The 19315-nt window shown below is 49.0% G+C and carries 17 protein-coding genes; 10 read left to right on the top strand and 7 right to left on the bottom strand.

Features of this window, described 5'->3' with window-relative positions; genetic code table 11:
* Positions 1-251 precede the first annotated feature (251 nt).
* The 4 genes from ACSHWX_RS14330 to uvrA all read right to left on the bottom strand — a co-directional run bounded on the left by ACSHWX_RS14330 (position 252) and on the right by uvrA (position 4070).
* On the bottom strand, positions 252-401 hold the full coding sequence (locus ACSHWX_RS14330) for a DUF1127 domain-containing protein (RefSeq protein WP_435668909.1): 150 nt from the start codon (positions 399-401) through the stop codon (positions 252-254).
* 214 nt (positions 402-615) lie between these two features.
* Entirely contained in the window at positions 616-765 is a 150-nt protein-coding gene (locus ACSHWX_RS14325) for a DUF1127 domain-containing protein (RefSeq protein WP_435668908.1), read from the bottom strand.
* 123 nt (positions 766-888) lie between these two features.
* Positions 889-1056, bottom strand: a complete 168-nt coding sequence (locus ACSHWX_RS14320) for a hypothetical protein (RefSeq protein ID WP_435668907.1) — start codon at positions 1054-1056, stop codon at positions 889-891.
* 131 nt (positions 1057-1187) lie between these two features.
* The gene (gene uvrA, locus ACSHWX_RS14315) at positions 1188-4070 is read right to left on the bottom strand and encodes an excinuclease ABC subunit UvrA (protein WP_435668906.1); all 2883 of its coding nucleotides are present in this window, start codon (positions 4068-4070) and stop codon (positions 1188-1190) included.
* 254 nt (positions 4071-4324) lie between these two features.
* Here uvrA and ACSHWX_RS14310 point away from each other — a divergent pair, with 254 nt between their 5' ends.
* Positions 4325-4816 (top strand): single-stranded DNA-binding protein, encoded by a 492-nt coding sequence (locus tag ACSHWX_RS14310; RefSeq protein WP_435668905.1) that lies wholly within the window; start codon positions 4325-4327, stop codon positions 4814-4816.
* A 72-nt stretch (positions 4817-4888) separates the two neighbouring features.
* On the opposite strand, the gene ACSHWX_RS14305 is transcribed toward ACSHWX_RS14310, so the two are convergent.
* Positions 4889-5425 carry a hypothetical protein gene (locus ACSHWX_RS14305; RefSeq protein WP_435668904.1) on the bottom strand — a complete coding sequence of 179 codons (537 nt, stop codon included), beginning with the start codon at positions 5423-5425 and terminating at the stop codon, positions 4889-4891.
* A 5-nt stretch (positions 5426-5430) separates the two neighbouring features.
* Positions 5431-7629 (bottom strand): efflux RND transporter permease subunit, encoded by a 2199-nt coding sequence (locus ACSHWX_RS14300; RefSeq protein WP_435668903.1) that lies wholly within the window; start codon positions 7627-7629, stop codon positions 5431-5433.
* Between the two features lie 293 nt (positions 7630-7922).
* Here ACSHWX_RS14300 and gyrA point away from each other — a divergent pair, with 293 nt between their 5' ends.
* From gyrA to pgi, 8 genes are all read left to right on the top strand, one after another.
* Complete coding sequence (gene gyrA, locus ACSHWX_RS14295; RefSeq protein WP_435668902.1) at positions 7923-10694, top strand: DNA gyrase subunit A; 2772 nt, start codon at positions 7923-7925, stop codon at positions 10692-10694.
* A 32-nt stretch (positions 10695-10726) separates the two neighbouring features.
* Complete coding sequence (locus ACSHWX_RS14290; RefSeq protein ID WP_435668901.1) at positions 10727-11347, top strand: LysE family translocator; 621 nt, start codon at positions 10727-10729, stop codon at positions 11345-11347.
* Between the two features lie 15 nt (positions 11348-11362).
* On the top strand, positions 11363-11854 hold the full coding sequence (gene coaD, locus ACSHWX_RS14285; protein WP_435668900.1) for a pantetheine-phosphate adenylyltransferase: 492 nt from the start codon (positions 11363-11365) through the stop codon (positions 11852-11854).
* Positions 11851-12501 (top strand): peptidylprolyl isomerase, encoded by a 651-nt coding sequence (locus ACSHWX_RS14280; protein ID WP_435668899.1) that lies wholly within the window; start codon positions 11851-11853, stop codon positions 12499-12501. The genes coaD and ACSHWX_RS14280 overlap by 4 nt, the downstream gene beginning before the upstream one ends.
* Positions 12502-12594: 93 nt before the next feature.
* Positions 12595-13065 carry a peptidylprolyl isomerase gene (locus ACSHWX_RS14275; protein ID WP_435668898.1) on the top strand — a complete coding sequence of 157 codons (471 nt, stop codon included), beginning with the start codon at positions 12595-12597 and terminating at the stop codon, positions 13063-13065.
* A 35-nt stretch (positions 13066-13100) separates the two neighbouring features.
* A complete protein-coding gene (gene queA / locus ACSHWX_RS14270; protein WP_435668897.1) occupies positions 13101-14177 on the top strand; it encodes a tRNA preQ1(34) S-adenosylmethionine ribosyltransferase-isomerase QueA in 1077 nt (358 codons plus the stop codon).
* Positions 14174-15310: a tRNA guanosine(34) transglycosylase Tgt gene (tgt, locus tag ACSHWX_RS14265; RefSeq protein WP_435668896.1), complete on the top strand. Its 1137-nt coding sequence runs from the start codon at positions 14174-14176 to the stop codon at positions 15308-15310. Before queA ends, tgt begins: the two co-directional genes overlap by 4 nt.
* A gap of 7 nt (positions 15311-15317) precedes the next feature.
* On the top strand, positions 15318-16955 hold the full coding sequence (pgi, locus tag ACSHWX_RS14260; RefSeq protein ID WP_435668895.1) for a glucose-6-phosphate isomerase: 1638 nt from the start codon (positions 15318-15320) through the stop codon (positions 16953-16955).
* Here pgi and ACSHWX_RS14255 read toward each other — a convergent pair.
* The gene (locus ACSHWX_RS14255; RefSeq protein ID WP_435668894.1) at positions 16952-18262 is read right to left on the bottom strand and encodes a di-heme oxidoredictase family protein; all 1311 of its coding nucleotides are present in this window, start codon (positions 18260-18262) and stop codon (positions 16952-16954) included. The two genes, pgi and ACSHWX_RS14255, sit on opposite strands and share 4 nt — an antisense overlap.
* Before the next feature lie 109 nt (positions 18263-18371).
* On the opposite strand from ACSHWX_RS14255, the gene ACSHWX_RS14250 reads away from it, so the two are divergent.
* Positions 18372-19256, top strand: a complete 885-nt coding sequence (locus tag ACSHWX_RS14250; protein WP_435668893.1) for a DMT family transporter — start codon at positions 18372-18374, stop codon at positions 19254-19256.
* Positions 19257-19315: the final 59 nt, after the last annotated feature.

Here is a 19315-nt window from a genome sequence, read left to right as displayed (position 1 = left end):
GTATGAAGCCCAGCGACGAATTGTTTTACCTAGATCCATTGTTCATCTCCTAAAGAATGGCGTTGTTCATTTGTTGATATCAATCTAGTGGCTCGGTCTGGTTTTGAGTAGATAGAGTTTTTGCAATTCGACCATGCATAAAGCGCATGGCTGGTCGTTAACTATATGAATCACATAGCAAAACACCCGCGGCTTCAATAAAGAAGTGCGGGTGTTTACGTGTCGAACTGACAGAATGTCAGAGTGTTTTGTTAGACGCGTGACGCTTGTGAGCGAGCAACAGCAACGATATCGCCACGGTTGATGCCAAGATCGTTCAGACCGCGTTCGTCAAGTGCGCCCAACGCACGAACAGTTTTGCGGTAAGAATTCCAGCGACGTAGTGTGTTTCCAAGACCCATTGTTCATCTCCTAAAGAATGGCGTTGTTCATTTGTTGATATCAATCTAGTCACGATCGCGGATGATGAGTAGATGGAGATTTTGCACACCGTCCATGTGCAAACTGCATGGTTAAAATTTAACTAACTGATTTGAATAACAAAACACCCGCGACTTCAACAAAGAAGTGCGGGTGTTTACGTGTCGGAACTGACGGAATGTCAGTGAATTCTAATTATACGCGTGACGCTTGCGAGCGAGCAACAGCAACGATATCGCCACGGTTGATGCCAAGATCATTCAGACCGCGTTCGTCAAGTGCGCTCAACGCACGAACAGTTTTACGGTAAGAATTCCAGCGACGTAGTGTGTTTCCCAAAGCCATAATCAATCTCCTGTCGAATACGTTGGTTGATGTTTGATGACCCTGATATAGGGCGCGAGCAGCCTTTTGAGTAGTGACTATTATCGCGCATCACCCATGCAAAAAGCGCAGAGCTTGTATATGTTAGCGTTTGCGCCCGATCTGAGCGTTGTCTTGCGTGTGCGGCAGTCGAAACTCGCGCGCATAAATGCCAAGCGATCCAGCATCATCGTGAATGTTCGGATCGATTTCGCGCAAATGCTGGCGAATGTTCAAAAGGTCGAAAAATGAGTTAAGCGGTTTCTTGGGCATTATCGGCTCCATTCGAATGGTCTGAAGCAAGCTTAGGGTACGATGGAACGCTCGACCAATGACAAGACGGCATGACAGCTATGCGTGACCAACATTGGTCACGCATTAAAGCTATTTGAATCCGATTTTTACTACTCGGCTGCGGCTTGTTGACCGGGGCGTCGTTCAAGGAGATCCTTCAAGAACTTACCGGTGTGAGACCTTGGTGCCTTCATGATTTCTTCCGGCGGTCCTTCAGCAACGATTTCACCGCCGCCATCGCCACCTTCGGGGCCTAAATCGATAATCCAGTCGGCGGTCTTAATCACTTCCAAATTATGCTCAATCACAATAACTGTATTGCCTTGATCAACAAGCTCATGAAGCACTTCTAGAAGTTTTGCAACGTCGTGAAAATGAAGCCCGGTCGTCGGCTCATCAAGGACATAAAGCGTGCGCCCAGTGGCCCGCTTTGACAATTCCTTGGACAGCTTCACCCGTTGAGCTTCGCCACCGGACAAGGTTGTCGCCGGTTGACCAACTTTTACATATCCCAGCCCAACGCGTTGCAAGGTCTTCATCTTGTCGCGAATTGAGGGGACCGCAGAAAAGAACACCACCGCTTCGTCTACAGTCATATTAAGAACGTCAGAAATTGACTTTTCCTTGAACATAACTTCGAGCGTTTCGCGGTTGTAGCGTTTGCCCTTACACGTTTCGCAGGTCACATAAACATCTGGCAAAAAGTGCATTTCAATCTTGTTGACGCCATCGCCTTGGCAAGCCTCGCAACGCCCGCCTTTTACGTTGAACGAAAAACGGCCAGGCATATAGCCACGGGCTTTGGATTCAGGCAGTCCAGCAAACCACTCGCGAATGGGAGTAAATGCACCGGTATATGTGGCTGGGTTAGAACGTGGCGTGCGTCCAATCGGGCTCTGGTCAATATCGATCACTTTGTCCAAAAACTCTAAGCCTAATAGCTGGTCGTGCGGTGCGGGGGTGACACGAGCACCATTTAGCTTACGCGCAATTGCCGTATACATTGTATCCAGCAACAAAGTTGATTTGCCGCCACCAGAAACGCCAGTAACCGCAACGAATGTGCCCAGTGGAATATCCACCGAAACGTTTTTGAGGTTGTTGCCAGTCGCCCCGGTAATGCTGATGCGGCGCGTATCGGACAAAGGCCGACGTTCAGCTGGAATTTTGACACCCAACTCGCCGGATAAATACTTTCCGGTGAGGCTGTTCTTATTGTTGATGACGTCTTCTGGTTTGCCTTGCGCAACAATTTCACCGCCATTGATGCCAGCACCAGGGCCAATATCAACCACATAATCCGCCGTTAAAATGGCATCTTCGTCATGTTCAACCACAATGACGGTGTTGCCCAAATCACGGAGCCGGCGAAGGGTTTCTAGCAATCTTGCATTGTCGCGTTGGTGAAGACCAATTGATGGCTCATCAAGAACATAAAGTACACCCGTTAGCCCCGAACCGATCTGGGAGGCCAATCGAATACGCTGACTTTCACCACCGGAAAGGGTTCCCGAATTGCGGGACAATGAAAGATAATCAAGACCGACATCGACCAAGAAATTCAAACGGTCGCGAATTTCCTTCATGATCCGCTCGCCAATTTCCAACTGTGTTGGATTTAAACGTGCGCCCAGATCCTCAAACCACTCATAGGCTTCGCGGATCGATTTTTCAGACACATGCCCAATATGCAATCCGTCAATTTTGACGGCCAATGCTTCTGGTTTAAGGCGATTACCGTCACAAACCTCGCATGGTGCCTTAGACATGTATTTTTCAATCTCTTCGCGCATGCCAGCGGATTCGGTTTCCCGGTAGCGCCGTTCAAGATTGCCAATAACACCTTCAAATGCTTTTTCTGTTTTGTAGGAGCGAAGTCCATCCTCATAGACAAAGAGGATTTTTTTACCCTTGGTGCCGTGAAGTACAGCATCTTGAACTTCTTCTGATAGCTCAGACCACGGGATATCCAGCGACCCACCATATGCCTTTGTTACAGCGTCTAACGTTTGGATGTAGTAGGGCGCTGAGGTTTTGGACCATGGATAAATCGCGCCGCCTTTAAGGCTTTTAGATGTATCAGGCACCACCAAATCGGCGGACATTTTCGATTCTGTCCCCAGCCCGGCGCAGGTTGGGCAAGCGCCAAAGGGATTGTTGAACGAGAAAAGGCGGGGCTCGATTTCTTCAATCGTAAAACCGGAAACTGGGCATGCGAATTTTTCTGAAAAAACCAGCCGTTCGTTTTCGCCTTCGCTGGCCACCAACTCTGCAATCGCTAAACCTTCGGCCAATTGCAATGCGGTTTCAAAACTCTCGGCCAAGCGAGATTGCAAGTCCGGTCCAACGACCAATCGGTCAACAACAACTTCGATATCGTGTTTGAATTTTTTGTCCAACGTAGGTGCGTCGGCAATCTCATAGAATTCGCCATCGATTTTAACGCGCTGAAAACCGCGTTTCATCAATCCGGCGAGTTCTTTCTTGTATTCACCTTTACGACCACGAACGATTGGGGCGAGCAAATAAAGCCGCGTACCTTCTTCAAGCGCCAAAACTTTATCAACCATCTGGCTGACAGTTTGGCTTTCAATCGGCAGACCAGTTGCAGGCGAGTAAGGAATGCCAACCCGGGCAAACATCAGGCGCAAATAGTCGTAAATCTCGGTGACAGTGCCAACTGTAGAGCGTGGATTGCGAGATGTCGTTTTTTGTTCAATCGAAATGGCAGGTGATAGACCGTCTATCTGCTCAACATCCGGCTTTTGCATCATCTCCAAAAATTGACGCGCATAAGCCGAGAGACTTTCAACGTATCGACGCTGACCTTCGGCATAAATTGTATCAAATGCGAGTGAGGATTTCCCGGAGCCAGATAGACCTGTCATCACGATCAACTTATCGCGGGGCAGGGTGATGTCTACAGACTTCAAATTATGTTCTTTTGCCCCGCGAATAACGATATCGCGATTTAGGGACGAGGAATTCGACATATTGGTAATTTCGCCTCGATAGAATTTTCAAATTCAATTGTGAACGCAACTATTGCAATGTTGACTCACACTCTGTTTCATAAGAACATAAATAGAACATGGATGCTTGCGTCAAGTGGCTTGTGGATGACCGCCAATCAATTCTTCAAGATTGGACGATCATGTGTACATAAGAAACTACGTACAAAGCAATGCAGTAGACTTATTTGTATTAAAATTAGTTGGCTGTAGTCGGCAGTGAAGGGAACGATGCGATGGCAGGAAGCGTAAATAAAGTAATTATAGTCGGCAATCTGGGTGCAGATCCAGAGGTTCGCAACACGCAAGATGGACGTCCAATCGTGAATTTACGTATTGCGACTTCAGAGAGCTGGCGCGACAAAAGTAGTGGCGAACGGCGTGAAAAGACTGAGTGGCATCGCGTAGTGATCTTCTCTGAAGGTCTATGCCGTGTTGCGGAGCAGTATCTCAAAAAGGGTTCTACCGTCTATATCGAAGGTCAGTTGCAAACGCGCAAATGGCAAGATCAGGATGGAAACGACCGCTATTCAACGGAAATTGTTCTGCAAGGGTTTAACTCGACGCTGACGATGCTTGGCGGCCGTAGTGATAACAATGACGGCGCCAGCAACTATGGCGGCGGCGGCGGTTCGCGCTCGAATGATGCAGGTGGCGGTGGAAACCGACCTCAGGCCAGTGCTCCAGCATTTGATGGCGGCGGCATGGACGACGACATCCCGTTCTAAAGCCAGACGATTATTAGATATAAAAAAGCCGCCCAAGACTGAGGCGGCTTTTTTATGAGGTGTTTTGCTTGATTAGTTCTTTTTGAACGGGATCTTCGCGACGGATTTTCCACCGCTCTCTTTGTGTAAAATATCAAACCGGACGTTGATTTTACCATTATTCAATTTCAAGGAAACCGCGATATCAAAAGCAGCGTCTGATTCTGACTTCACATTTTTGAGCGCGAACGAGAGATTTTTGCCGGACCGACGACCTACTGCAACACCTTTAAAGCTGGTGTTTGAGGACATTACGGCCTCAAAATGTCGCTTTGCTTCAACAAAAGCAACCGTTCCGCGCATGGAAAGCGTAGAGCCTGCGAGGGAGCAACGTCCGTCCAAGCCGATTTTGCCCGCGCCTGAATCTGAAAATGACATCTTGCACAAAACAGTTTCATCTTCGCCCGTCGAAGCAAGTGTAGCTTGTCCGCGACCTCGCCAATCCCCAACATAGGACTGCAACAATTCAACATCTGCCTTCGCGGCGTGCGCCGGCATGGTCGTGCCAACCATGGATGTCACAGCGATCAATCCCACGCCAACCATCGCGGCAAATTTTGATATCTTCATCAAGGTCATCCTTTGAAATTTTTCATAAATCGCCCCCCGGCGATTAGCAACGCTGGCAAAACGATCAAATCGCCGAGCAATGCAAGAACCAAAGTGAGCACACAAAGCGCCCCAAATAGGGCAACTTGAGGCAACACAGAGAATATTATTACGGTTGTTCCCACACAAAGGATCAATGTTGTGGCAATTAATGCCGGTCCAACCCGCTCCAATGTGCGTTTCACCGCCGTATTGTGATCCAACCCCTGCTGCCTTGCGCGCACATAATGATTCATGAAGTGAATCGTATCATCTACTGCAATGCCAAATGCTATGGTCAAAGAAATCACAGTGGTAAGTTGTAACCCAGCACCTGATACCCAAAGGTAAAGCTCGGTGCCTAAAATGGGCGCAAAATTGGGAATAATGCAAATAAGCGCAATTCGCCAAGACCTGAAGGCGATCCCGATAATGAAAATCGAAAAGATCACCGCCAAAGACAGCCCATCTTGCAAGCGCTTGATCATGTTGACGCTCTCATATGCAGAAAGTACTCGAAAGCCGGTAATCTGAGCATCAGTGATGCCCGCTGCGTTAAGCTCTTCAGACGTCCTTTCAACCAGTTCACGAACGTCTTTAGACGACAGGTTTGTCGGCACAAAAGACGTTGACATGGCCGTATCGCCGCTATCGGTTATGAACCTGCGTTTCATGAACGGACCGACTGCGTCAAAAATTTGCTGACGGGTAAATCCAGACTCGTTGTAATGGGTGAAGCTGGCGGCTGAAATTACTTTGCCGGTACCAAACACACTTTGCATGACATCGTGAACGGTTTCCATACGCTTGAAGTCTTCGTCAGAAACATTTGGATCAGCGTCATACAATGGAAATGTAATATAGAGCGGAGCGACGCCGCCAACTCCCGCATCAATTGTTGCAGAGGTGGCCATCGCCTCAGATCCTTTGGGCAAGAATTGCTGAAAGGAAAAGTTCGGCTTCAGTTGGGTATGTGGGTAGAGCATCGCCAGAAAGCCGATTATCGAAACGACTGCGATTACCTTGCCAAATTTTTGTGTAAGGTTGGTCAGGGGCGGAATGACCGCCGTTAAAGCCACGCTGGGCGCTTGTTTGGGCCGATAGCCGAGCTTGATCGCGGTTCGTAACGCCAATGGCAAAAAAGTAACCAACGCTAGGAAGGCCAGTGGAATGGCGAGCGCGCCAGTAATGGCAAACTCAAATACGCCTTGGCTCGGTGTGATCGCCAGCGATAGAAATGCAATTACGGTTGTAATCGAGGTTAGCGCACATGCAGGGCTGACGCGCAAAATCGTTTCGCGAATGGCCTCTTCATGTTCCATACCCTCGCGCGATAGCCTGAGCCAGTGAAAGCAAAAGAACATGCTTTCCGCGAAAGCGATCACCAATACTAGGGCCGTTAAAATGTTGGTGAGGAACGTAAACGAGCCAAACAGCATGGTGACGGTGCCCACAACCCAAACAACAGATATAAAAGGAGTGAGGGTGGCAAGGACAGCGCCCCAAAATGTTCTAAATGCCAAAAAGGCGGTCAAGAACCCAAGTATTATCCCGGACAGCGTAAACTTTATTTGGTCTGATCGGCTGGCATTTAGCAATTCAGCTTTCCACAAAGGTGGACCGGTGAGTTCGATTGTAAATCGCTCGTCCTTATAAAAAGACATGAGTTCACGCAATTCACTGATCATTGTAGCTTCGCCGCGAGCCTTCAATATCTCTGAATCGGGGAACATCAGCATGACAAGCCCGTTCATGTTCTCCATGATGAGATTGCGCATCATCGGATCGTTTTGACGAAGATCAGCCAATGCCGCCGCGACTTCCTCATTGGAACTCATGTTTTCCGGAACTGCGGGTCGGGTTAGTCCGTCTGTGGCGGTTGGTTTGCGCAGCGAAAATGGCGAGAGCGTGCCACGGGCAAAGCTATTCAGCTCTAATTCGAGTGCAAATTCACGTAACGTTTCGATCACCGCTGGATCGGTCAGTTGATCAGATGTTACCAACAGATAGGCGTCATTTTCAAACGTGCCAAACTTGTTGCCCACTTCAACATAGGTGTCGTAATGGACCCCTGAGTTGCGGTAGAGGCGCAATAGATCGCCATCAATCGACACTTTGGGTACTTGCAACAAACAAAGTGCCGTGAAAGCAACAAGCACAGCGGCAACCAATTTGGGATACCGCATTGTGAACGTACCTAGACGTTCAAGACCAAACCCAATCGACAATTTTTTCCCCTACCCAACACACGCCATCCAACCTGGCATCGTTTTTTACAGTAACTAGGCGTAAAAAAAGCACCAAGTCCAGCTATCCACACAACAATTAGCTTTGAATTGCCAAGATTCGGTTCATAATCGTCTTTCATTGCCGAATAATGCGCGAGTCTGTTAAGAAAACGCGGTTCTGATTGGCCACAGCGCGTGGAATCAATTAAAAACAAACAACATGAACGAACAAAAGCTAAGAACAAATCACCGTGAGCGATACACCAGACGATAAAACTGGCTCAGATCAGCCAGGTTCAGACATTTCCCTAATCTCGATTACGGACGAAATGCGACGTTCCTATCTCGATTACGCGATGAGCGTAATTGTTAGTCGTGCGCTGCCTGATGTCCGCGATGGATTAAAGCCAGTTCACCGACGAATTTTATATTCGATGCATGAAAATGGCTATGAGTGGAACAAGCAGTATCGTAAATCTGCACGTGTGGTTGGTGATGTAATTGGTAAGTATCACCCGCATGGTGATACCGCGATTTATCATGCCATGGTGCGCATGGCGCAAGAATTTTCCATGCGACTGCCATTAATTGACGGGCAAGGTAACTTTGGTTCTATCGACGGGGATATGCCTGCAGCGATGCGTTATACCGAAGTTCGGATGGAACGCGTGGCGACTATGTTGCTTGAAGACATTGACCGCGACACCGTTGATTATAAAGACAATTACGATAACACGGAAAGCGAACCATCAATCCTGCCTGCACGGTTCCCGAACCTTCTTGTAAATGGTTCCGGCGGTATCGCGGTGGGGATGGCCACTAATATCCCAAGCCACAACTTGGTTGAAGTGATCGACGGCGCAATCGCGATCATGGACAATCCGCAAATCACAACAGAAGAATTGATGGAAATCGTCAAGGGTCCAGATTTTCCAACCGCCGGTTTGATTTTAGGGCAGGCGGGTATTCGATCAGCTTACGAAACAGGGCGTGGTTCTGTTTTGATGCGCGGCGTTGCCAGCGTTGAAGAGATTCGTAAAGACCGCGAAGCATTGATCATCACGGAGATCCCATACCAGGTGAACAAGGCCTCAATGATTGAAAAAATCGCTGAACTTGTTCGTGATAAGCGGATTGAAGGTATTTCAGACCTTCGCGACGAATCTGACCGAAACGGCATGCGTGTTGTTGTTGAATTGAAACGTGATGCGGTTGCAGATGTTGTGCTGAACCAGCTCTATCGATTCTCTCCATTGCAGACATCGTTCGGTTGTAACTTTGTTGCGCTAAATGGCGGCAAGCCTGAACAGCTGAACTTGCGCCAGATCTTGAAGGCATTTGTTGATTTCCGTGAGGAAGTTGTTAGCCGTCGAACTAAATTCTTGCTGAATAAAGCGCGTGACCGCGCCCACATCTTGGTTGGTTTGGTTATTGCCGTGGCCAATGTGGATGAAGTTATCAGCATTATCCGCACGTCACCTGATCCGGCTACTGCGCGCGCGCGACTGCTCGAACGCGCTTGGCCTGCCCATGACGTGGATTCGCTGATTAAATTGATCGATGATCCGCGGCACGTGGTGACGGACGATGGCACCTACTTCCTGTCTGAAGAGCAAGTGCGCGCCATTCTTGAACTTCGCCTTCAACGCCTGACCGCACTTGGTCGCGATGAAATTGGCGACGAGCTCAACAAATTGGGCGAAGAGATTAAAGACTATCTCGACATTCTGCGTTCTCGTTCTCGCATAATCGACATTATCCGCGCGGAAATGATCGATGTGCGCGATCGGTTTGGAACGCCGCGTCGCACCCAGATTGTGGATGCTGTCGGCGATATGGACGATGAAGATCTAATTGCCCGTGAAGATATGGTGGTTACCGTATCCCACGGCGGTTACATTAAGCGCGTGCCGCTTTCGACTTACCGAGCGCAACGACGTGGCGGCAAAGGCCGTGCCGGTATGTCAACGAGAGACGAAGATTTCGTCGCTCGCTTGTTCGTAGCCAACACGCACACGCCGGTATTGTTCTTCTCCTCACGCGGCATTGTATACAAACTCAAGGTGTGGCGTTTGCCGATTGGCAATGCCAATTCGCGCGGCAAAGCATTGGTCAATATTCTGCCATTGCAAGAAGGCGAGCGCATTACGTCTATTATGCCGCTGCCGGAAGACGAAACCAGCTGGCAAGATCTCGACATTATGTTTGCAACGACCCGTGGCACCGTGCGCCGGAATTCATTGGCTGATTTTGTACAGGTCAACCGCAACGGCAAAATTGCGATGAAACTGGACGATGGCGACGGGATTGTCGGCGTGGAAACATGTTCTCCAGAAGACAATGTATTATTGACGACAAAACTTGGCCAAGCCATGCGCTTCGGCGTTGATGAAGTGCGGGTATTCGCAGGCAGGAACTCTGTCGGGGTGCGCGGTATTCGATTGGCCGAGGGCGATGAAGTCATGGCCATGTCTATACTTGGCCACTTTGAAGCAACGTCCGAAGAGCGTATCGCTTATCTCAAATTACGACGCCTCATCGAGGGCGATTCGAGCGAATCTGATGATGATGACGCAATGGATGCCGCCGAGATTGATCAGGAACGCTATGCACAGATGAGTGCTGCAGAGCAATTCATCCTCGCTATTTCCGAAAATGGCTACGGTAAACGATCTTCTGCATATGAATATCGCAAAACCGGTCGTGGCGGGAAGGGTATCTCAGCGATGTCCATGAGCGACAGAAACGGCCAACTTGCTGCATCATTCCCAGTTGAAAATGACGATCAAATTATGCTCGTTACCAATGCTGGTAAATTGATCAGGGTTCCCGTTGAAGGTATCCGAATTGCAGGGCGTGCCACCCAAGGCGTGACAGTGTTGAACACCGCTAAGGGCGAACATGTTGTTTCGGTTGAACGCATTTCCGAGCCAGAGCCAGATGATGAAGAAGACGAAATCGGCGTCGAGGGCGAGGATACTCCAGCGAACAAAGATGGCGGCGAAACTGGTGATGACGCCTAGTAAACAGTCCGAGTAACGAGGAAACGCTGACAATGTTTGAGCCATCGGCGATATTTGCTTTCGTAACGGCATGTTTTTTCTTGGCCATTGTGCCCGGACCGTCTGTCACTTTGATTGTTGCCAACTCACTATCAAGAGGCCCCGCAGCCGGGCTTTGGACCGTGTTGGGTGCGCAACTTGCCGTTTTTATAATGGTTGTGATTGTCGCTATCGGATTGGAAGCTGTCATCGGCTTCATGAGTTCGGCGTTTTTCTGGGTTAAATTGGCTGGCGCGCTTTATCTGTTCTGGATTGGCTTCAAGATGATCACCAATCGGTCTGGATTGTCGTTCGACGAAAATTCCCAGATTAAGTCTAGTCGGCAGTCAGTTGCACAAGGTTTTTTCGTTACATTGTCCAACCCAAAAGCTTTGTTGTTTTTAGGCGCTTTCTTGCCCCAGTTCATTGATCCAAACACAAGTGCAGCCCCTCAAGTTTTGATGCTGGGGCTTATAACAATGGGCGTGTTTACCTTTTTCGATAGCATTTACGCACTCGCTGCAGGAAACACGCGTCGGTTTTTAACCCAAACACGGCTCTCGATTGTGAATAAGATTTCGGGCACGTTGTTAATCATCGGCGGTGCTTGGTTAGCACTGCAACAAAAGAGTTAAGCTGAGGAGAACTTCATGTCAAAACGCATTGGCTTTTATCCAGGCTCGTTTGATCCAATTACCAATGGTCATCTAGACGTCATCGAACGGGCATGTCGTTTGGTAGACAAACTAATTGTCGGCGTTGGTGTTCATCACGCAAAATCACCATTAACAACACCCGAGGAGCGATTTGAATTGCTCCAGCAGACCACAGCCCGGATCGCGACGCGTACGGATACAGAACTTGAGCTGGTGACGTTCGATAATTTGATGGTGCAAGCAGCGCGTGATGTTGGCGCTAACATCATTATCCGTGGACTACGGGATACCACAGATTACAATTACGAAATGCAAATGGTGGGCATGAATGCGCAGATGGCACCGGATCAGCAGACGGTATTTGTACCCTCTAGCCCGCATGTGCGGCATATTTCTGCCACTTTAGTGCGGCAAATCGCAAACATGAATGGTGACATTTCAGCATTCGTACCCCCTGCAGTTCTCAAATTATTGGCGGAAAAATGAGCGAAGCTCCTAAATCGAATAATCTTTTTGTTTCTTTTCTGATTGTCGGCCTTCTGGCTGTCGTCGGATATATGCTGTTTGTCAATTTCCAACCAGCAAGTCGGATTACAACTGAAGCTGTGGCGCAGAGTACTGCCGAACCCGCTGTCTGCGTTACACCGAACGCCCCAGTCGGTGTTGAAACTGTGCAGATGCAGTTGGAACTAAAAACAGGCAACGTATTGCTTGAGCTTCGTCCAGACCTTGCGCCAAAGCACGTTGAACGGCTTACGACATTGGCGGCTGACGGTTTTTACGACAACATTGTTTTTCACCGCGTAATTGATGGCTTTATGGCCCAAACTGGTGATCCAACCGGCACGGGCATGGGCGGTTCTGATTTGCCTGACCTTGCGGCAGAATTCACCAATACACCTTATCAGTGCGGCACCATCGGCATGGCGCGGAGCCAAAACCCAGACTCAGCAAATTCACAATTCTTCATCACGTTTGAAGATGCTGGATTTCTTGATGGGCAATATACAGTTCTTGGCTTTGTCAAAGAAGGCATGGAAAATATCCACAAGATCAAAAAGGGCGTTGGCCAAAGCGGTCAGGTGCAAGACCCAGACAAAATTATTACATTTAGGGTCCTTACTGATCAATAAATCGAAATCAAAATAACCGTGTCGCTAAGCCACATAGGGGCTAGCGTTGCGCAGTGATGCCGTATAAGTAGGCGGCAACAAAGGAGAATTACTATGGTTGAAATCAAAGACCGCGAAAATACATTGTTGCTTGAAACCTCACAAGGCAGCGTTGTGATTGAAATGTATCCAGATGTTGCACCAAAACATGTGGAGCGCATTAAGGAACTTGCTCGTGAAAAGTTCTATGACGGTATTGTATTTCACCGTGTAATTGATGGGTTTATGGCCCAAGTTGGTTGCCCATTGGGCACCGGCACAGGCGGTTCAGACAAGCCGGACCTCCCACAAGAATTTAGTGAAACACCACACGTACGCGGCGTTTGCTCAATGGCGCGTACAGCGGACCCTGACTCTGCTAATTCGCAATTCTTCATCTGCTTTGGCGATGCTGGTTTCCTTGACAACCAATATACAGTTTGGGGAAAAGTTATTGATGGTATGGACGCCGTTGATGCGCTTAAAAAGGGTGAGCCAGTTGTTGACCCAGACAGCATTCTCTCTATGCGTGTAGCAGCAGACTAAGTTGCAATTCCAAGGCTTTAAACAAGGCTTTAAATATGCGCGTTGATCAGTTCGATTTTGAACTGCCGGCAGAGCGCGTGGCATTGCATCCCGCTGTGCCGCGCGACAGCGCGCGTATGCTTGTTATTGACCCTGTTAGCATGTCCGATGGCAAACCGCCTTCTGATCATGTCGTTACGGATCTGCTTTCATTTTTACGCCCTGGCGATATTTTGATTGCTAACAATACCCGCGTGTTGCCCGCCGAATTGGTGGGCAAACGCATTCGGGGCGATGCGATAGCAAAAGTCACTGTCAATTTGCATAAACGAGACGAGCCAGACCTTTGGCGCGCTTTCGCCCGTCCGGCAAAAAAGCTCAAATTGGGCGAAGAGCTAATATTTGAAAAGCCGGACATGGACCCGCTGGTCGCGACTTGTGAAAATAAGGGCGAAAGCGGCGAAGTGCTTTTGCGTTTTGACCGGTCCGGTGCTGAACTGGATGAAGCGATTAAGGCGCGCGGTGCCATGCCGTTGCCGCCCTATATTAGTGCAAAACGCGATCATGACAGCCAAGACGATACAGACTACCAAACGATTTACGCTGAACATGACGGCGCGGTAGCTGCCCCAACCGCTGGTCTTCATTTCACCGATGAACTGATGGCCAATATCAAAATGATGGGCGTTGAAGTTGATTTTGTAACGCTCCACGTCGGCGCGGGAACGTTCTTGCCCGTCAAAGTTGATGATACAAAAGACCACCAAATGCATGCTGAGTGGGGCGAACTGAGCGAAATTACCATTGAAAAAATCAAGAAGTGTCGCGCAAATGGTGGGCGGTTGGTCGCTGTTGGTACGACCAGCATGCGGGTTCTAGAGACCGCATCAGCATCCGGCGAACTGAAGCCGTTTTGCGGTGAAACAAGTATTTTCATTACGCCCGGTTATCAGTTCAACGCCGTCGATATTTTGATGACCAACTTTCACCTGCCAAAATCGACTCTGTTCATGCTGGTTAGTGCGTTTTCTGGTTTTGAAAACATGCGTCGAGCCTACGCACACGCGATCGAAAATGAATATCGGTTTTATTCCTTTGGCGACGCCTCACTTCTGTTTCGGGAACAAAGATGAACAAAAACGAATTTAGCTTTGAACTCAAAAACACTGACAATGGCGCCCGACTTGGCAATATCTCAACGCCACGCGGCGACATTCGAACACCAGCCTTTATGCCGGTGGGTACTGCTGCGACCGTAAAAGGTATGTATCCCGAACAAGTTGAAGCGTTGGGCGCTGATATCATTTTGGGCAACACATATCACTTGATGTTACGTCCAGGTGCCGAACGCATGGCTAAGTTGGGCGGACTGCATAATTTTGCGCAATGGCAAAAACCGATCCTCACCGACAGCGGTGGTTTTCAGGTTATGTCGCTCGCCAATTTGCGCAAGCTCGACGAAAACGGCGTTTCGTTTCAATCCCACATTGATGGATCAAAGCATTTACTGACGCCGGAGCGCTCAATCGAAATCCAAACGCTGTTGGGTTCAGATATTCAAATGCAGCTTGATGAGTGTGTTGCGTTGCCAGCTGAAACCGAAGAAATCAAACGGGCGATGGAAATGTCGGTGCGTTGGGCCGAGCGCTCAAAGACCGCATTTGGTACACAACCCGGTCATGCACTGTTTGGCATTGTTCAAGGTGGTGATATTGAAGCGCTTCGCCTTCAATCCGCTAAGGCGTTGACTGATATAGGTTTTCACGGCTATGCCGTTGGCGGCTTGGCTGTTGGTGAACCACAGCAAACCATGTTTGATGTTTTGGATTACACAACTCCGGCGTTGCCTACGGATAAGCCTCGATATTTGATGGGTGTAGGCAAGCCGGATGATTTGCTAGGTGCTGTAAAGCGCGGCATTGATATGTTTGATTGCGTGCATCCAACGCGAGCAGGTCGACACGGACATGCCTATACGCGCTATGGCGTGATCAACATCAAAAACGCGCGGCACAAAGAAGATTCTCGTCCACTCGATGAGGAATCTCCAAATGAAAATTGCCGCCGCTTTCAACGCGCTTATTTGCATCATTTGCTCAAAGCGAACGAAATGTTGGGCGCGATGCTTTTAAGCCAGATCAATTTGGCCTATTACCAAACCCTGATGCAGGGTGCGCGTGCGGCCATTGCTGAGAACCGATATGATGATTATGTGGCCCAAACCCGTGCGGGATGGGAAAAAGGCGACATTAAACCCGTAGGATAATGCAAATATGCCGAAAAATGTTGCCGGAAATCTCGCTGACTTAGCGCCTGAATATAATCGGGTAAAAGACAAACATATGCGAGACATGTTCCGCAATGATCCGCAACGTTTCGACAAGTTTTCACTTTCTGCGGCTGGGCTGTTTTTAGACTATTCCAAAAACCGGATTGATGAGGACGTGCTCAGCGCGTTGGTTGGTTTGGCCAGAAAATCCAATGTGGAGCAGCTTCGCGATCAAATGTGGGCTGGCGAACACATCAACAGCACTGAAAACCGCGCCGTAATGCATATGGCCTTGCGACATCAAGGCAGCGACGATCTATCAGTCGATGGTGAGAATATTTCCGCGCCCATCCGCGAAGTGCTGGCAGCCATGCGGGCCTTCACAACAAAGGTTCGAGCTGGAGAAATAACCGGTTCAACCGGGAAAAAAGTTACCGATATTGTGAATATTGGCATTGGTGGATCTGACCTTGGGCCAGCGATGGTTGCCCGGGCACTTTCTCCCTATATATCTGAGGTTAAGCCACATTTCGTTTCCAATGTGGATGGTGCTGACCTGGCGGACGCTGTTGCGCCGCTAGACCCCGAAACAACATTGTTCATTGTTGCTTCAAAAACGTTCACCACAGATGAGACCATGACCAATGCCAATTCAGCTCGTAAGTGGTTGGCTGATGCATTGGGTGATGAAGCTGTTGGGGATCATTTCGTCGCCGTTTCTACCAACCTTGAAGGTTGCGCGGCATTCGGCATAAAAAGCGATAGAATCTTTGGCTTTTGGGATTGGGTTGGCGGCCGTTATTCCGTGTGGAGCGCTATCGGATTGCCGATTATGCTTGCCATTGGCGCTGACAATTTTGATCAGTTTTTGGCTGGCGCTGCTGAGATGGACCAACATTTTTTGAATGCGCCAATCGAAGAGAATATGCCGTTCATTATGGCGCTGCTTGGCGTGTGGTATCGAAACCAATTTGGGTTCTCAACACATGCTGTTCTGCCTTATGACCAGCGCATGGGCCGGTTTGCGGCTTACCTGCAGCAGCAAGATATGGAGAGCAACGGCAAGTCGGTCCAACGCGACGGAACAGACGTTTCATACAGTACTGGGCCCATTGTTTGGGGCGAACCCGGTACGAACGGCCAACACGCATTCTATCAACTCATCCATCAGGGAACTGACGTGATCCCCGTTGATTTTTTGATTGCAGCCAACGCCCATGAAACATTGCCGATGCATCATGAGAAGCTGGCGGCGAATTGTTTCGCGCAATCTGAAGCTTTGATGTTGGGTAAAACCAGAGACCAAGTGATTGACGAACTGCAAGGCTCTGGCAAAAGCGAAGCGGAAATTGATGAGCTCGCGCCTCACAAAGTGTTTTCTGGCAATCGCCCATCCAACACCATTCTTTATGACAAGCTTGATCCAAAAACGCTTGGCACTTTGGTTGCGCTTTATGAGCACAAAGTTTTCGTTCAAGGCGCGATTTGGAATGTGAATTCATACGACCAGTGGGGCGTTGAGCTCGGCAAGCAATTGGCCGTCGCGTTGCTGCCCAAAGTTACTGGTGAACAAAACGCTGATCAACATGACAGCTCAACCAATGGTTTGGTGCAACGCTTTCTGGCAAGTCAAAAAGACTAGAGTGAATTCAGGAACGAGAGCAATTGTTGCCGCTCGTTAGTGGATAACGAGCGGAACAGTTCTCGACTTTTATTTGCCTCGCCATCATGCCACATAATTGCTTCAATCAGATTGCGCGCTCTGCCGTCGTGTAGGTAGTTTTGATTGCCATTGACCTCTTTGGTATAGCCAAGCCCCCACAAAGGCGGTGTACGCCATTCTCGTCCCAAAATTTGGTCGCCAAAACGCAGGTCAGCTAGCCCTTCCCCCATGTCGTGAAGCAACAAGTCAGTAAAAGCCTTGGTTGATGTTTGCGCACCAGCAATATTTGGAACATGGCAGCCGCTACAGTTTAACGCGGCGAACAAATCTTCCCCCGCAATAACATCCGGTTCCTGAACGTTCCGCTGCACGGGCACATGCAGGTTGGCGCTGTAATGGGCCAACATTCGAGCTTCATTGATATCAAGTTCAGTCTTTTTATTCGCAGGCTGCTTCAAACTTGCGTCAAGGCACTTTATTTGTTCCGACGTGCAGTCGCCTGCATAGGCTGGAAACAGAGGGGTGGAAATCCCCATGTCGGTGCTGGCCGCGTTGGCGGTTTGGTCGAGTATGGTTGGGGCGGTTGCTTTCCAGCCAAATCTCCCAACGGTACCATCAGCCAGATAATTTAGGCGTCCCGATATGCCATCACTGTTTAGATCGTCTGGATCGGCGTTTTCGGCCAACTCATCAACAGGGGTGTTTTCAAGAAAACCGAGGCCAACAAGTTGTTGGGGCAGGCGTCCAGAAAGTTTGGTATGTTTGCCCAACGGACCATATTGTGGGTTTGACAGCGTAAATATTGGCGCGCGTAAATTGACGGTCGTTCCATCAGCCAATTGTTCCGTTGTTTCTTCAAATCGCACAACCACTTCGCCCTCGTGAGGAGCGCCTGCGGATTGTTGTTGAATTTGATCGCCATAAATCGGGTCAGATGTCGTGCCGTGGAACGTGGAAGGCCGGCCTGCAGCAATAACATATGATGTTGAATAATGACCGGGTTCGGGCACTTTGCCACGTCCATCTCGAACATGGCATGCCGCACAAGCATTTGCGCTAAAAAGTGGACCCAATCCGCTTTGCGTTCCATCAGCATGGGAACGGGTTTGCCATTGATGGTGGAACAAGCCTTGGCCATAGTTGAATTTTGCTAGGTCGGCGGAGTTCAGGTCCTTGTTTGCCAACGAAAATGCCGTTGGACCAAACGGCAGCAATTGCTCACCAAAAGTGTTTGAGGTGAAAAACAACGAAGAGCCAAAAACCAAAATGCTTAGTCGAATTCCCATCTGTTCAGGCTAACAGAAAATGCAGCATAGGCGCCAATGTTCATTCTTGTTTTATGATGCCGTGCTGATAGACTGAATTTTCACGCCTACATTTACCCTTGAGAATCTTATGTCCAATGATAATTTAGCCATCGTCCTACGGGTGGTGTCAGGCCTGTTGTTTGCAGGGATGATCGCGTGCGTTAAGCTCGCATCTTCAAGCGCGCCAACCGGGCAAATCGTGTTTTATCGAAGTGCTTTTGCGTTGTTGCCTTTGGTTGCTTTTCTTGTTGTCACAAGGGAATTCCCATCTGGTCTTTATACAAAGAAGCCATTGGGTCATTTGCTGCGCTGTCTAACCGGATGCGTGGCGATGTTTTGTAGCTTTGCAACATTGAGTTATCTGCCGGTTGCTGAGGCGACAATCCTTTCCTATCTCTCGCCGGTTTTGGTGGCAATTTTGGCAGGCGTGTTCCTAAAAGAGAATGTGACCATTGTGAGATGGGTGGGCATTGCATGTGGAATAGTGGGCACTCTAGTGCTCATCGTGCCTCAACTCACGGGCGAAGTAACAGAAGGGTATGCGACTGGCGTTTTGTTGGGAATTTTGACAGCAATACTCACCGCATTTGCCATCATCCAAATCCGCAATCTAACAAAAACAGAAAATGCTGGGGCGATCGCATTCTATTTCGCTCTAGTTTGCACTATCGCAGGCTTGGCAACAGCGCCATTTGGCTGGGTGCAGACATCGCCTACCGAATTCGCCATTTTGGTTGGTGCAGGCATTTTTGGCGGATTTGCCCATATCGCGGTAACGATCAGTTTTAAACACGCTGAAGCATCCAAACTTGCGCCATTTGATTATCTTTCATTGATTTGGGCAGTCGGTGTTGGCTTGTTGGTTTTCAACGAACTGCCTGGAGCCAGTTTTTACTTTGCGCTGCCGTTTATTTTGGGCGGTGCCATGTTGGTGGCATTCCGCGAAAGCTTTCGGCGACATATGCCTCGGTAACCATCGAATTGGGTCATTATGCTCAGCCAAATGTTGAATGGTCAGCATAACAACTTGAC

Origin of the sequence: Maritalea sp. (assembly GCF_051251695.1) — a bacterium.
In the GTDB taxonomy this organism is placed as follows: Bacteria; Pseudomonadota; Alphaproteobacteria; order Rhizobiales; family Devosiaceae; genus Maritalea.
The sequence above is the reverse complement of the archived record's forward strand: the minus strand, read 5'-3'. Positions and strand labels throughout refer to the sequence as shown.

Excerpts from the sequence above, each read along its gene's own strand:
- ACSHWX_RS14330 (WP_435668909.1), bottom strand. The coding sequence starts at position 401 with ATGGGTCTTGGAAACACACTACGTCGCTGGAATTCTTACCGCAAAACT.
- ACSHWX_RS14325 (WP_435668908.1), bottom strand. The coding sequence starts at position 765 with ATGGCTTTGGGAAACACACTACGTCGCTGGAATTCTTACCGTAAAACT.
- ACSHWX_RS14320 (WP_435668907.1), bottom strand. The coding sequence starts at position 1,056 with ATGCCCAAGAAACCGCTTAACTCATTTTTCGACCTTTTGAACATTCGC.
- uvrA (WP_435668906.1), bottom strand. The coding sequence starts at position 4,070 with ATGTCGAATTCCTCGTCCCTAAATCGCGATATCGTTATTCGCGGGGCA.
- ACSHWX_RS14310 (WP_435668905.1), top strand. The coding sequence starts at position 4,325 with ATGGCAGGAAGCGTAAATAAAGTAATTATAGTCGGCAATCTGGGTGCA.
- ACSHWX_RS14305 (WP_435668904.1), bottom strand. The coding sequence starts at position 5,425 with ATGAAGATATCAAAATTTGCCGCGATGGTTGGCGTGGGATTGATCGCT.
- ACSHWX_RS14300 (WP_435668903.1), bottom strand. The coding sequence starts at position 7,629 with ATGCGGTATCCCAAATTGGTTGCCGCTGTGCTTGTTGCTTTCACGGCA.
- ACSHWX_RS14290 (WP_435668901.1), top strand. The coding sequence starts at position 10,727 with ATGTTTGAGCCATCGGCGATATTTGCTTTCGTAACGGCATGTTTTTTC.
- coaD (WP_435668900.1), top strand. The coding sequence starts at position 11,363 with ATGTCAAAACGCATTGGCTTTTATCCAGGCTCGTTTGATCCAATTACC.
- ACSHWX_RS14280 (WP_435668899.1), top strand. The coding sequence starts at position 11,851 with ATGAGCGAAGCTCCTAAATCGAATAATCTTTTTGTTTCTTTTCTGATT.
- ACSHWX_RS14275 (WP_435668898.1), top strand. The coding sequence starts at position 12,595 with ATGGTTGAAATCAAAGACCGCGAAAATACATTGTTGCTTGAAACCTCA.
- queA (WP_435668897.1), top strand. The coding sequence starts at position 13,101 with ATGCGCGTTGATCAGTTCGATTTTGAACTGCCGGCAGAGCGCGTGGCA.
- tgt (WP_435668896.1), top strand. The coding sequence starts at position 14,174 with ATGAACAAAAACGAATTTAGCTTTGAACTCAAAAACACTGACAATGGC.
- pgi (WP_435668895.1), top strand. The coding sequence starts at position 15,318 with ATGCCGAAAAATGTTGCCGGAAATCTCGCTGACTTAGCGCCTGAATAT.
- ACSHWX_RS14255 (WP_435668894.1), bottom strand. The coding sequence starts at position 18,262 with ATGGGAATTCGACTAAGCATTTTGGTTTTTGGCTCTTCGTTGTTTTTC.
- ACSHWX_RS14250 (WP_435668893.1), top strand. The coding sequence starts at position 18,372 with ATGTCCAATGATAATTTAGCCATCGTCCTACGGGTGGTGTCAGGCCTG.